12 protein-coding genes are annotated in these 12,562 nt (G+C 58.9%); 6 read left to right on the top strand and 6 right to left on the bottom strand.

The window, feature by feature from the left end:
* Positions 1 to 15 precede the first annotated feature (15 nt).
* From bioD to KQP88_RS22695, 6 genes are all read left to right on the top strand, one after another.
* Positions 16 to 696, top strand: a complete 681-nt coding sequence (gene bioD / locus KQP88_RS22720; protein WP_200995202.1) for a dethiobiotin synthase — start codon at positions 16 to 18, stop codon at positions 694 to 696.
* Between the two features lie 162 nt (positions 697 to 858).
* Positions 859 to 1,155, top strand: a complete 297-nt coding sequence (locus KQP88_RS22715; protein ID WP_200995201.1) for a pyrroloquinoline quinone biosynthesis protein PqqE — start codon at positions 859 to 861, stop codon at positions 1,153 to 1,155.
* A gap of 322 nt (positions 1,156 to 1,477) precedes the next feature.
* Entirely contained in the window at positions 1,478 to 3,283 is a 1,806-nt protein-coding gene (locus KQP88_RS22710) for an acyl-CoA dehydrogenase C-terminal domain-containing protein (RefSeq protein WP_216704239.1), read from the top strand.
* A gap of 238 nt (positions 3,284 to 3,521) precedes the next feature.
* Complete coding sequence (locus KQP88_RS22705; protein WP_216704238.1) at positions 3,522 to 4,820, top strand: GGDEF domain-containing protein; 1,299 nt, start codon at positions 3,522 to 3,524, stop codon at positions 4,818 to 4,820.
* Between the two features lie 226 nt (positions 4,821 to 5,046).
* Positions 5,047 to 6,825 (top strand): acyl-CoA dehydrogenase C-terminal domain-containing protein, encoded by a 1,779-nt coding sequence (locus tag KQP88_RS22700; RefSeq protein ID WP_216704237.1) that lies wholly within the window; start codon positions 5,047 to 5,049, stop codon positions 6,823 to 6,825.
* A 323-nt stretch (positions 6,826 to 7,148) separates the two neighbouring features.
* A complete protein-coding gene (locus KQP88_RS22695) occupies positions 7,149 to 7,310 on the top strand; it encodes a YqaE/Pmp3 family membrane protein (protein WP_038400070.1) in 162 nt (53 codons plus the stop codon).
* 87 nt (positions 7,311 to 7,397) lie between these two features.
* On the opposite strand, the gene KQP88_RS22690 is transcribed toward KQP88_RS22695, so the two are convergent.
* The 6 genes from KQP88_RS22690 to pqqA all read right to left on the bottom strand — a co-directional run bounded on the left by KQP88_RS22690 (position 7,398) and on the right by pqqA (position 12,460).
* Positions 7,398 to 9,224 (bottom strand): S9 family peptidase, encoded by a 1,827-nt coding sequence (locus KQP88_RS22690; protein ID WP_216704236.1) that lies wholly within the window; start codon positions 9,222 to 9,224, stop codon positions 7,398 to 7,400.
* The gene (gene pqqE / locus KQP88_RS22685; RefSeq protein WP_216704235.1) at positions 9,190 to 10,356 is read right to left on the bottom strand and encodes a pyrroloquinoline quinone biosynthesis protein PqqE; all 1,167 of its coding nucleotides are present in this window, start codon (positions 10,354 to 10,356) and stop codon (positions 9,190 to 9,192) included. Before pqqE ends, KQP88_RS22690 begins: the two co-directional genes overlap by 35 nt.
* The gene (gene pqqD / locus KQP88_RS22680) at positions 10,349 to 10,624 is read right to left on the bottom strand and encodes a pyrroloquinoline quinone biosynthesis peptide chaperone PqqD (RefSeq protein WP_216704234.1); all 276 of its coding nucleotides are present in this window, start codon (positions 10,622 to 10,624) and stop codon (positions 10,349 to 10,351) included. Before pqqD ends, pqqE begins: the two co-directional genes overlap by 8 nt.
* Positions 10,621 to 11,373, bottom strand: coding sequence for a pyrroloquinoline-quinone synthase PqqC (gene pqqC / locus KQP88_RS22675; RefSeq protein ID WP_216704233.1), 753 nt, complete (start codon positions 11,371 to 11,373; stop codon positions 10,621 to 10,623). The genes pqqD and pqqC overlap by 4 nt, the downstream gene beginning before the upstream one ends.
* Positions 11,374 to 11,381: 8 nt before the next feature.
* Positions 11,382 to 12,293, bottom strand: coding sequence for a pyrroloquinoline quinone biosynthesis protein PqqB (pqqB, locus tag KQP88_RS22670; RefSeq protein ID WP_216704232.1), 912 nt, complete (start codon positions 12,291 to 12,293; stop codon positions 11,382 to 11,384).
* A 95-nt stretch (positions 12,294 to 12,388) separates the two neighbouring features.
* On the bottom strand, positions 12,389 to 12,460 hold the full coding sequence (pqqA, locus tag KQP88_RS22665) for a pyrroloquinoline quinone precursor peptide PqqA (RefSeq protein ID WP_008365141.1): 72 nt from the start codon (positions 12,458 to 12,460) through the stop codon (positions 12,389 to 12,391).
* Positions 12,461 to 12,562 lie beyond the last annotated feature (102 nt).

Here is a 12,562-nt window from a genome sequence, read left to right as displayed (position 1 = left end):
GGGAAGGATGCCGAGATGAGTGTTGCGTATTTCATCACTGGAACCGATACGGACGCGGGGAAGACCACTGTCGCCGCTGGCCTGTTGCATGCGGCCCGACTGGCCGGGCTGAGCACGGCGGCGGGCAAGCCTGTCGCTTCCGGCAGCGTCATCACTCCCCAAGGGCTGCGCAATTCCGACGCCCTGGCCTTGCTGGCCGAATGTTCGCTGGAGCTTGGCTACGACGACGTCAATCCCTACACCTTCGAGCCCGCCATCGCGCCGCATCTGGCCGCCCGGGAAGCCGGTGTGTCACTGACGGTCAATGCCTTGCTGCAACCCATGCGTCGCCTGCTGGAACGAAACGCGGATTTCACCCTGATCGAAGGCGCGGGCGGCTGGCGTGTACCGCTGGCGGACCAGAGCAACCTTTCCGATCTGGCCATGGGGCTGGGGCTGCCGGTCATTCTGGTGGTGGGTGTGCGCCTGGGCTGTATCAACCATGCGCTCCTGACTGCCGAAGCCATCGCCCAGGACGGGCTGCAACTGGCGGGCTGGGTCGCCAACATCATCGACCCCAAGACCTCGCGGCTGGAAGAAAACCTTGCGACCCTGTCCGAGCGTCTGCCAGCCCCCTGTATCGGGCGTGTGCCGCGCCTCAAGAAAGCGAGTGCCGATGCCGTTGCGGAACATCTGCATCTGGAGCTGCTCGACTGATTTTGAAACACATTCACTATGTCGCTGATACACAAGGCGCTTTTGCCCGGTTCAAGGCATAACCTATTATCCGGCTATGTGCCATTAGTCTTTTTGTCGAGTATTCCGCTGCATTTACTGGTTCAATAGCACTTGTTCGCTATTTGAACTGAGGAACGGCTTATGCAAATCACCATGAACAATACCCTCTATCCAGGCCTGAGCGCGATTCAGGTTGGGCTGGAGCGTGTCGATCAGGCGGCCACCCAGATCGCCAGCACCAATATCGAAGTCTCCGGCAGAAGCCAGTCTTCGGATTTCCAGCTCGAAAACCTGCGATCGGTCGACCGTAGCCAGCGTTCCGATCTGCCTGCCAACATCGTTGAGCTGGCCGCTGGTAAAGAACAGGTCCAGGCGGGTCTGGCCGCTCAGAAAGCCAGCGATGAAGCGTTGGGTACCCTGATCGACACTTACGCCTGATACCCCGCGCCGTGCCTTCCGTGCACGGCGTCATTTTCTGAATTCCCCCCTATCAGCAGCCTGTATCGCCTGCGCAACCTCTTTTCTCATCACCTAGACTCACAGTATCGTTTTGTCGACGCTGTATGCCTTTGCGTGCGCGGCCTGTAGCGTATGGATGACAAACGGTGTGTGAAGCGCTATTGACAAGATTTAGGCGTAAACGTATGTTTCAAACACCTGTTTGACCGTAAGGCATACGAGATTGTCTGGTGCCTGGGAGTATGCTCCCGGCGACCGCCCGGTCATTCGTTCCAGGATTCATCAGCAGAGGTTTATCGCTATGCCTGAATACAAGGCCCCCTTGCGTGATATTCGTTTCGTTCGTGATGAGCTGCTCGGTTATGAGGCGCACTATCAGAGTCTGCCGGCATGCCAGGACGCAACGCCAGATATGGTCGATGCCATTCTTGAGGAAGGTGCCAAGTTCTGCGAACAGGTACTGGCTCCCCTGAACCGTGTCGGCGACACCGAAGGTTGCACCTGGAGCGAGTCGGGCGTTAAGACGCCGACCGGCTTCAAACAGGCATACAAGCAATTCGTCGAAGGCGGCTGGCCGAGCCTGGCCCATGACGTCGAGCACGGCGGTCAGGGTCTGCCCGAGTCTCTGGGGCTGGCCGTCAGCGAGATGGTTGGCGAGGCCAACTGGTCCTGGGGCATGTACCCGGGCCTGTCGCACGGCGCGATGAACACCATTTCCGAGCACGGTACGCCTGAGCAGCAAGAGGCTTACATGACCAAGCTGGTGTCCGGCGAATGGACCGGCACCATGTGTCTGACCGAACCTCACTGCGGTACTGACCTTGGCATGTTGCGCACCAAGGCCGAGCCTCAGGCCGATGGTTCCTACAAGGTCACCGGCACCAAGATTTTCATTTCCGCTGGCGAACATGACATGGCCGACAACATCGTCCATATCGTGCTGGCACGTCTGCCGGATGCTCCGGCGGGCACCAAGGGTATTTCGCTGTTCATCGTGCCCAAGTTCCTGCCTGCCGCCGATGGCAGCATCGGTGAGCGCAACGCGGTGACCTGCGGCTCCATCGAACACAAGATGGGCATCCACGGCAACGCCACCTGCGTGATGAACTTCGACTCGGCCAAGGGCTTCCTGATCGGCCCGCCGAACAAAGGCCTGAACTGCATGTTCACCTTCATGAACACCGCTCGTCTGGGGACTGCACTGCAAGGTCTGGCACACGCCGAAGTCGCGTTTCAGGGTGGCCTGAAATACGCTCGCGACCGTCTGCAGATGCGCTCACTGACCGGCCCTAAAGCACCCGACAAGGCCGCTGACCCGATCATCGTTCACCCTGACGTGCGCCGCATGCTGCTGACCATGAAGGCATTCGCCGAAGGTACGCGGGCCATGGTGTACTTCACTGCCAAGCAGGTCGATATCGTCAAGTACAGCGAAGACGAAGACCAGAAGAAAGCCGCCGACGCACTGCTGGCGTTCATGACGCCGATTGCCAAGGCCTTCATGACCGAAGTGGGCTTCGAGGCCGCCAACCATGGCGTGCAGATCTACGGTGGCCACGGTTTCATTGCCGAGTGGGGCATGGAGCAGAACGTTCGCGACAGTCGTATCTCGATGCTGTACGAAGGCACCACTGGCATCCAGGCGCTGGACCTGCTGGGCCGCAAGGTCCTGATGACCCAGGGCGAAGCGCTCAAGGGCTTCACCAAGATCGTCCACAAGTTCTGCCAGGCCAACGAAGGCAAAGAAAGCGTTCAGGAGTTCGTGACGCCACTGGCTGCGCTGAACAAGGAGTGGGGCGAGCTGACCATGAAAGTGGGCATGGCCGCCATGAAGGATCGTGAAGAAGTCGGTGCCGCCTCGGTGGATTACCTGATGTATTCCGGCTATGCGTGTCTGGCTTACTTCTGGGCCGACATGGCGCGTGTGGCGGCCGAGAAACTGGCAGCCGGTACGTCCGAGCAAGCCTTCTATACCGCCAAGCTGCAGACTGCGCGTTTCTACTTCCAGCGTATCCTGCCGCGTACCCGTACTCATGTTGCCGCCATCCTTTCCGGCGCTGGCAACCTGATGGACATGAAAGAGGAAGACTTCGGCCTGGCTTACTGATAAATCCGGTCGTCGTTCAAAGCCGTCTGACCCTGCGGGTCAGGCGGCTTTTTCGTAGGTGGATGAAAAAACGTAAGAAAGCGCTTTCTTGCTCAAGCAATCAATAAACCTTTTCGATCTCCTGCCGTTACAGAAAAGTAGCCAGCTATCAATCCTGCTATATGCATTGTTCGCTGGAGAAAGGCACAATGCCATTACTCCAGATATTCACTCCGATGCCGAGTAGGAGATATTCCCCTTGTTGCGTCCATCTGCTGCACGATTGAGTCATTTTCTCCCTTCTGCAGCGTTGTTGTTTGCAGGGCTGGCGGCTGCCTACGTCAAGGACCTGAACGTTTTCTTCACCTCCCTGTTCAACGTGCTGCCGACATTGGTGCTGTTGCTGGGCGGTGCGTATTGCGGTGTATACCGGCGTCAGCGTGAGCTGTTTCTGATGATCACCGTGTATATCGCCTACTTTCTGCTCGACACCCAGACCGATTACTACCGCGATCATGGCAAGGTCCGCGAAGATGCGGCCGTGGTGTTTCATCTTGTGTGTCTGCTGTTGCCGTTGCTGTTCGGGCTCTATGCAGCATGGGAAGAGCGCACGCACCTGTTTCAGGATCTGGTGGCGCGCATTGCGGTCCTGATTGCCGTGGGCAGCGTTGCGTTCGGGCTTGAGCAAAGCTATCCCGACGCCGTGCAGACCTGGCTGGCGGATATTCGCTGGCCAGCATTGCATGGCTCGTGGATGAGCCTGATCCAGTTGTCCTATGCGATGTTTCTGGGGTCGTTCTGCTTGCTGATCTGGCAATACCTGGAAAAGCCACGGCCTTTGCATGCGGCGCAGATCGTCGGATTGCTGGGCGTTTTCTGGGCGTTACCCAAGACGTTCATCCTTCCGTTCACCCTGAATATCATGTGCAGCCAGGTAATGTTGATGATTGCCGCAGCGGTTGCTCATGAGGCCTATCAGATGGCGTTCCGCGACGAACTCACTGGCCTGCCTGGGCGTCGGGCGCTCAATGAACGCATGCAGCGCCTCGGGCGCAATTACGTGCTGGCCATGAGCGACGTCGACCACTTCAAGAAATTCAACGACACCCACGGCCATGATGTGGGCGATCAGGTCTTGCGTCTGGTGGCCAGCAAACTCTCGAAAATCACCAATGGTGGCGGCAAAGCCTATCGCTATGGCGGTGAAGAGTTCGCCATCGTCTTCGCGGGCAAGACCGTGGAAGAGTGCCTGCCGCATCTGGAAGCCATCCGCGAGACTATCGCCAGTTACGAGATCCTGCTGCGCAACAAGGACAATCGCCCCAAGGACGACCAGCAAGGTCGGCAAAGGCGCGGTGCGACCGCCTCCAACAGTGTTTCGGTAACGGTGAGTATCGGAGTTGCCGAGCGTCAGCCCGAGCACCGCACGCCCGAAGAAGTCCTCAAATCTGCCGACCAGGCGCTGTACGCCGCCAAGGGCGCAGGCCGTAACTGCGTCATTTCCCACGGTCAGCATAACAAGCGCGGAGCGGTGCGTACCGCTGACGCCGTGAGCTGATATAGACGAACTGCAGGTGAGCGGCGCAGGCTGTAGGGCGGCGCCGTGTTGTTTCGTCTGTCTGTTGTGTGTGTGACTTTAAATTAATTTATAGTCACACCATGACCCTATGTCTCTGAATCGTTGTTCGGTTAGACTCGCGATCATTGCCACCTGATTCCAGGCATGCAGCATGTCCGGATCTTCTTTTTCAGGTTTTTCTTGCTCCCTGCTTGTGAGGTTTGCCATGGCTGACTACAAAGCCCCGTTGCGCGATATGCGTTTCGTCCTCAATGAAGTATTCGAAGTTTCCACACTCTGGGCTCAACTGCCCGCGCTTGCCGAAACTGTCGATGCCGAGACGGTCGATGCGATCCTCGAAGAGGCAAGCAAGGTCTGCAGTAAAACCATCGCCCCGCTCAGCCGTAATGGCGACGAAGAGGGTTGCCACTGGAACGACACCGTCGTCACCACTCCGGCAGGTTTCCCCGAGGCCTACCGGACCTACGCCGAAGGCGGCTGGGTCGGTGTGGGTGGCAACCCGGATTTCGGTGGCATGGGCATGCCCAAGGTGGTATCGGCCCAGGTCGAGGAAATGCTCAACTCCGGCAGCCTGGCGTTCGGGCTGTACCCGATGCTGACCACCGGCGCCTGCGTCTCGATCAACACCCACGCGAGCGAAGAGCTCAAGGCGATTTACCTGCCGAACATGCACTCGGGCGTCTGGTGCGGCTCCATGTGCCTGACCGAAGCCCATGCAGGCACTGACCTTGGCATCATTCGCACCAAGGCCATCCCTCAGGCAGACAACTCCTACAAGATCACCGGCAGCAAGGTGTTCATCACCGGCGGCGAGCACGACCTGACCGAGAACATCATCCATCTGGTGCTGGCCAAGCTGCCGGATGCGCCCGCTGGGCCTAAAGGTATTTCCCTGTTCCTGGTGCCCAAGTTCATGGTCAACGCGGATGGCAGCCTGGGTGAGCGCAATACCGTCAGTTGCGGCTCCATCGAGCACAAGATGGGTATCCAGGCTTCTGCCACCTGTGTGATGAACTTCGACGATGCCGTCGGCTATCTGATCGGTGAGCCCAACAAAGGCCTGGCGGCCATGTTCACCATGATGAACTACGAGCGCCTGGGCGTCGGTATTCAGGGTCTGGCTTCCGGTGTGCGTTCCTATCAGAACGCCGTGGAATATGCCCGTGACCGTCTGCAAAGCCGTGCGCCGACCGGTGCGCAGAACAAGGACAAGGTGGCTGACCCGATCATCGTTCACCCGGACGTGCGTCGCATGCTGCTGACGATGAAAGCCTTCAACGAAGGTGGCCGTGCCTTCTCCAGCTATGTGGCCCTGCAACTGGATATCGCCAAGTTCAGCGAAGACGATGCCGCTCGTCAGCGCGCCGATGATCTGGTCGCACTGCTGACACCGGTCGCCAAGGCCTTTCTGACCGATATCGGCCTGGAAACCACGGTTCATGGCCAGCAGGTGTTCGGTGGCCATGGCTACATTCGCGAATGGGGCCAGGAGCAACTGGTACGTGATGTGCGCATCACCCAGATCTACGAAGGCACCAATGGCATCCAGGCGCTGGACTTGGTGGGTCGCAAGATTGTCGGGTCGAACGGTGCGCTCTATCAGTTGTTCGCTGACGAAGTGCAGGCTTTCATCAGCGAATCCGACAGCTCACTGGCCGAGTTCACCAAGCCTCTGGGCGCTGCGCTGGACATGCTCAATGAGCTCACTCGCTGGGTACTGGACCGTGCGCGCTCCAACCCCAACGAAATCGGCGCGGCCTCGGTCGAGTACCTGCACCTGTTCGGCTACACCGCTTACGCCTATATGTGGGCGAAGATGGCCAAGGCGGCGCTGGGCAAGGAAGGGCAGGAAGAGTTCTATGCCAGCAAGCTGGGCACTGCGCGCTTCTACTTCGCCCGCCTGCTGCCGCGTATCCATTCTCTCGATGCCAGCGTGCGTGCGGGCAGTGAGTCGTTGTACCTGATGGATGCTTCACAATTTTGAAGGTAACAGTCTGTAAGCATTTGCTTACACGACGTGTTGGCTTTTTGCCTCTTCCCTCAGAATGGATCCAAAGTTACTCTAAATCCATGGACGTAGCGCAGGATGCGCAATAAGACATAACAGGGACACGAAGGGATACCTGCCCAGGATGGCGGGACGAAAAGGATATCAGGGAAACAGTCTGGAAAGCCCCGCTTAGGCGGGGCTTTCTTTGTTTCTGCGCTTTAATAATGGCTGTGTGCCAGATCGCGTGGAACCCTTGTTGATGCCCAGGGTCGATTAGCTACCAGGCCTGCAAAAGGTCATCCACTAGGAGCTTGCCCATGGACATCATTCGTATCATCTTCGCTATCTTGCTGCCTCCACTGGGCGTTTTCCTGCAAGTCGGCTTCGCAGGTGCCTTCTGGCTGAATATCCTGCTGACGCTGCTGGGTTACATCCCGGGCATCGTGCATGCCGTTTACATCATTGCCAGCCGTAAGTGATTTTGGAGTTTCCGTGGGAGCGAATTTATTCGCGAACCCTTCGCGGATGAATCCGCTCCCACACAGTCAGTCTGCACAGCATTGGGTTCATTCGCTAAACGTATCCCGGTAAAACTCCCATTCAGCTTCCAGCGCATCCGCCAGGTTCTGCGCCTTGCGAAAGCCATGGCGTTCGTCTGGATAGAAATGCGCCTGGGCCGGGATGCCATTGTCCTGCAGCGCCTTGAGCATGGCGCGGGTCTGCTCCGGGACGACCACGGCATCCAGTTCACCCTGAAAGAAAATCACCGGAACACGGATGTTTTGCGCATGCAGCACCGGCGTTCTGGCCTGATAGCGCTCGATATCTTTCACCGGGTCGCCGATCAGCCAGTCCAGATAGTCACCTTCAAACTTGTGAGTGGCCTTGCCCAGAGCAATGGGGTCGCTGACGCCATAGAGACTTGCTCCGGCGCGGAATACGTTGTGGAAAGCCAGGGCGCAAAGCGTCGTATAGCCGCCCGAGCTCCCGCCTCGAATGAACGCCCGGTCCTTGTCGATCAGGCCTTGTTGTGCCAGATGCTCCACGACCGCACACGCGTCTTCCACATCCGCAACACCCCAGTTCAGATGCAGGCTTTGCCGATAGGCACGGCCATAGCCCGTGCTGCCCCGATAATTGAGGTCGGCGACGGCGAAACCCCGTTGGGTCCAGAACTGAATGCGCGGGTCCAGCACCGGGTAACAGGCCGAAGTGGGACCGCCATGGATGAACACGACCAGCGGCGGTTTCTCGGTGCCGTCCATGGCCGGATAGAAGTAGCCATAAGCCTCGGCACCGCCACTGGCGTAACGCAACGATTGCGGGCGACTGATACGTTCGGGCGGCAATGGCGCGACACCGCCAGCCAGTACGTGCGTACTGTGATCCTTGCGGGAAATGGCCAGCACGGCAGACGGACTGACCGCCGACGCCGCGATGCAATAGATGAACTGCTCATCAATGGCCAGACTGCGGAACCGCGTGTAATCGCCGCTGAACGCTTCGACCGAGCCATCGGCATGACGCAGACCCAATACACCAAAGCCGTCTTGCGACCAACTGGCAAGGTAGCCGCTGTCTACCGGCAACCAGGTGCAGCCGCCCAATTGCCAGGGCGCTGGCGAGTGATCGGCAGCCGCTGCGGGGAAGGGCGCAAAACCTGACGGGGTTTCACCCCAGGGCTGCCAGAAACCATCACGATCCGTCAGGCAACACAGTCGCCCTTTGGCATCGAAGCGCGGTTGTTGCAGTGATTCGTCTTCGGGGCGGTCGCCTGCCACGCAACGCGCCCTGGACCAGCCGCCATCGCTCAGCCGTTCGGCACACATCAATAGGGTTCGGGTCCAGGGCTGGTGCGGGCGTTGCCATTCGATCCAGGCCAGTCGCTGTCTGTCCGGGCTGAGGACGGGGGACGAATAGAAGTCCGCGCCTTCGGCCAGCAGATGACGCTGGCCGTCAGCCAGATCGATTGCCACTAGACGATGAATGTCGTGATCTTCTTCCACCGCCAGAATCTGCCCGGCAGCGAAATGCACTGCGCCATAGCGTCGTTCGCCATGGGTCAACTGCAAGGGCGCGTCGGCGTTCAGGGCTTGTCGATAGAGCTGCTGGTCACGTTCATTGACGAAGACCACGGCATTGTCGGCAATGCAGAAGGCTCCGCCGCCGTATTCGTACACCCGGCTGCGCACGCTGAAACCCTCGGGCGTCAGGCAACGGGCCTGGCCTTCGGACCAGTGCCAGATCCGGCTGGCCGCGTCCTGTGGGCGAAATTCGCTCCAGAACAGGCCTGCCGGACTTGCGGCCAGTTCGGCGAAGTCCACACCGGCGGCTACGGCCTGGGCGGCGCTGAACAGCTCAGGATTTGGCGATGAGGCGTGAGTTTCGTTCATTGCGGAAGGCCAGCTCTTCGATGGTTTGGGTCGCTGTTTCAGCTTCTTCACGGGCCTGGGTAATCATCTCGTGATGCGGGGATTTGCTGCACACCGGGTCGGCATTGGCAGCATCGCCCGTCAGCATGAAGGCCTGGCAACGGCAGCCGCCGAAGTCTTTTTCCTTCTCGTCGCAGGAGCGGCAAGGCTCGGGCATCCACTCGTAACCCCGGAAACGATTGAAACCGAACGAGTCGTACCAGATGTGCTGCATGCTGTGGTCGCGCACGTTGGGAAACTCGACCGGTAACTGACGCGCGCCATGGCAGGGCAGCGCAGTGCCGTCCGGGGTCACGGTCAGAAACAGCTTGCCCCAACCGTTCATGCAGGCCTTGGGACGTTCTTCGTAGTAGTCCGGCGTGACGAAGATCAGCTTGCACGGATGCTTTTCGGCCGCGAGCTTTTCCCGGTACTGGTTGGTGACGGCTTCTGCATGCACCAGTTGATCCCTGGTCGGCAGCAGGCCTACGCGGTTCAGGTGTGCCCAGCCATAGAACTGACAGGTCGCCAGTTCCACGAAGTCCGCTTCCAGCGCCAGACAAAGCTCGATGATCTTGTCGATCCGGTCGATATTGTGCCGATGGGTGACGAAGTTCAGCACCATCGGGTAGCCGTGCTTTTTCACGGCACGGGCCATTTCCAGTTTTTGCGCGAAGGCCTTTTTCGAGCCGGCGAGCATGTTGTTCACCTGCTCGTCGCTGGCCTGGAAGCTGATCTGGATATGGTCCAGGCCCGCTTCCTTGAAATCGATGATCTTCTGTTCGGTCAGGCCGATCCCGGAGGTAATCAGGTTGGTGTAGTAACCCAGCCGTCTGGCTTCGGCGATCAGCACGGCCAGATCCTGGCGCACCAGCGGTTCACCGCCTGAGAAACCGATCTGTGCCGCGCCCATCTGCCGAGCCTGTTGCATCACCGTGAACCACTGCTCGGTGCTCAACTCCTGGCCTTGTCTGGCAAAGTCCAGCGGGTTGGAGCAATACGGACATTGCAACGGGCAGCGATAGGTCAACTCCGCCAGCAGCCACAGCGGTAGCCCCACAGGTGGCGTTGGCGGAATGAGGACGTCCCCGGTTGTGAGCCCTGTCTCAGTCAAGGTCGATCCAACTCTTTTCCTGAGCGACGCTCATGAAGTCTTCAACATCGGTGCCCAGCTCCGGAATGTTCGGGAAGCGTTCCTGCAGCGATGCGATGATCTGCGCCACATTCCGTTGCCCATCCACCAAGGCGCCGATCAGGCCTGCACTTTCATTCAACTGGATCATGCCTTCGGGATACAGCAGCACATGGCACTTCTGCGCCTCCTCGTACTGGAAGCGATAACCCTGACGCCAGGAGGGGACTAACTGTCTATTGAATCTCATAGGCTGATTCCCTTATGCCATACGTTCTTGTTGGTGACGCTGTGATAAGGCGGGCGGTGCAACTCGTACGCCATGCTCATGGCGTCCAGCATGCTCCACAAAATGTCGAGTTTGAACTGCAGAATTTCCAGCATGCGCTGCTGGCCTTCATGGGTGGTGTAGTACTCAAGTGTAATCGCCAATCCATGTTCCACATCGCGACGTGCCTGACCAAGGCGCGTGCGAAAGTATTCATAGCCCGCAGGATCGATCCACGGGTAATGCTGAGGCCAGGTGTCCAGGCGCGATTGGTGGATCTGCGGCGCGAAGAGTTCGGTCAATGAGCTGCTGGCCGCTTCCTGCCAATTGGCGCGGCGGGCGAAGTTCACGTAAGCATCCACCGCGAAGCGAACGCCCGGCAGCACCAGCTCCTGGGAGCGCAACTGATCCGGGTCCAGCCCCACGGCCTGACCCAGGCGCAGCCAGGCTTCGATACCGCCATCTTCACCGGGCGCGCCATCGTGATCGAGCAGGCGCTGAATCCATTCGCGACGGATCTCGCGGTCCGGGCAGTTGGCCAGAATCGCCGCATCCTTGAGCGGGATATTCACCTGATAGTAGAAGCGGTTGGCGACCCAGCCCTGAATCTGCTCGCGAGTTGCCCGGCCTTCATACATCGCCACATGGAAGGGGTGATGAATATGGTAGTAGGCACCCTTGGCGCGCAGGGCCTGTTCAAATTCGGCGCGCGACAGCGCTGCTTCGCTCATCTTGGCTCCTAAAGTTCGATACTCATGCCGTCATAAGCCACTTCGACATTACGGCGAACCAGCTCGGCGCGCTCCGGGGAGTCTTCGTCGAGGATGGGGTTGGTGTTGTTGATGTGGATAAGCACCTTGCGCTGCTTCGTAAAGCTTTCGAGCACTTCCAGCATCCCGCCCGGGCCGTTCTGGGCAAGGTGGCCCATTTCCCGGCCGGTGCGCGTGCCGACGCCGCGGCGCTGCATTTCGTCGTCGTCCCACAGTGTTCCGTCCACCAGCAGGCAATCGGCGGCGTGCATCTTTTCCAGCAGCGCTTCATCGACCTTGCCCAGGCCGGGCGCGTAGAAGAGTTTGCCGCCGGTTCTGAGGTCTTCGACGATCAGGCCGATGTTGTCGCCGGGATGCGGATCGAAGCGGTGAGGCGAGTAGGGCGGTGCAGCGCTGCGCAACGGGAAGGGCGTGAAACGCAGGTTGGGACAGGCGGGAATGACAAAGCTGCCTTGTAGCTCGATGCGGTTCCAGTTCAGGCCGCCATTCCAGTGCTTGAGCATCTCGAACAGCGGGAAGCCGGTGCTCAGGTCTTCGTGGACCATATCCGTGCACCAGACCTGATGCGGGCAACCTTCACGCAGGCTGAGCAGCCCCGTGGTGTGATCGATCTGGCTGTCCATCAGCACGATGGCGCTGATTCCCGTATCGCGCAGTGCACGGCCTGGTTGCATCGGCGCGAAACCTTGCAGTTGTGCCCGGATGTCCGGCGATGCGTTGCACAGGACCCAGTTGATGCCATCGTCGGAGATTGCGATGGACGATTGGGTGCGTGCTTTGGCGTTAAGGCTGCCATCACGAAAGCCTGCGCAGTTCACACAATTACAGTTCCACTGGGGGAAACCACCGCCAGCAGCGGAACCTAGAATCTGGATGTACATGTCAGCTCCATACCGCGTGACCTGAAACGCTGAAATAAAAATGGCCCGGCCAATAAAAAAGCCCCGGCGAACCGAGGCTTTGCACCGCATGTGTATCAACGGCTTGCGAAGTACATGGTGACTTCAAAGCCGATACGCAGATCAGTGTAAGCAGGTTTGGTCCACATGGGAGACTCCTTCTAGGTGATTGCAGCGGTTCAATCAGGGTGGTGACTACATCTTAGTGCGTACGCGCGCGCATACGTTCAGATGCTTAGGAAGCTATCTTA

It is taken from the genome of Pseudomonas lijiangensis, assembly GCF_018968705.1.
In the GTDB taxonomy this organism is placed as follows: domain Bacteria; phylum Pseudomonadota; class Gammaproteobacteria; order Pseudomonadales; family Pseudomonadaceae; genus Aquipseudomonas; species Aquipseudomonas lijiangensis.
The sequence above is the reverse complement of the archived record's forward strand: the minus strand, read 5'-3'. Positions and strand labels throughout refer to the sequence as shown.

What these genes read in the sequence shown, in the direction of transcription:
- KQP88_RS22695 (WP_038400070.1), top strand. Translation starts at nt 7,149, where the DNA reads ATGGACATCATTCGTATCATCTTCGCTATCTTGCTGCCTCCACTGGGC.
- KQP88_RS22715 (WP_200995201.1), top strand. Translation starts at nt 859, where the DNA reads ATGCAAATCACCATGAACAATACCCTCTATCCAGGCCTGAGCGCGATT.
- pqqD (WP_216704234.1), bottom strand. Translation starts at nt 10,624, where the DNA reads ATGAGATTCAATAGACAGTTAGTCCCCTCCTGGCGTCAGGGTTATCGC.
- KQP88_RS22690 (WP_216704236.1), bottom strand. Translation starts at nt 9,224, where the DNA reads ATGAACGAAACTCACGCCTCATCGCCAAATCCTGAGCTGTTCAGCGCC.
- KQP88_RS22710 (WP_216704239.1), top strand. Translation starts at nt 1,478, where the DNA reads ATGCCTGAATACAAGGCCCCCTTGCGTGATATTCGTTTCGTTCGTGAT.
- pqqC (WP_216704233.1), bottom strand. Translation starts at nt 11,373, where the DNA reads ATGAGCGAAGCAGCGCTGTCGCGCGCCGAATTTGAACAGGCCCTGCGC.
- KQP88_RS22700 (WP_216704237.1), top strand. Translation starts at nt 5,047, where the DNA reads ATGGCTGACTACAAAGCCCCGTTGCGCGATATGCGTTTCGTCCTCAAT.
- bioD (WP_200995202.1), top strand. Translation starts at nt 16, where the DNA reads ATGAGTGTTGCGTATTTCATCACTGGAACCGATACGGACGCGGGGAAG.
- pqqB (WP_216704232.1), bottom strand. Translation starts at nt 12,293, where the DNA reads ATGTACATCCAGATTCTAGGTTCCGCTGCTGGCGGTGGTTTCCCCCAG.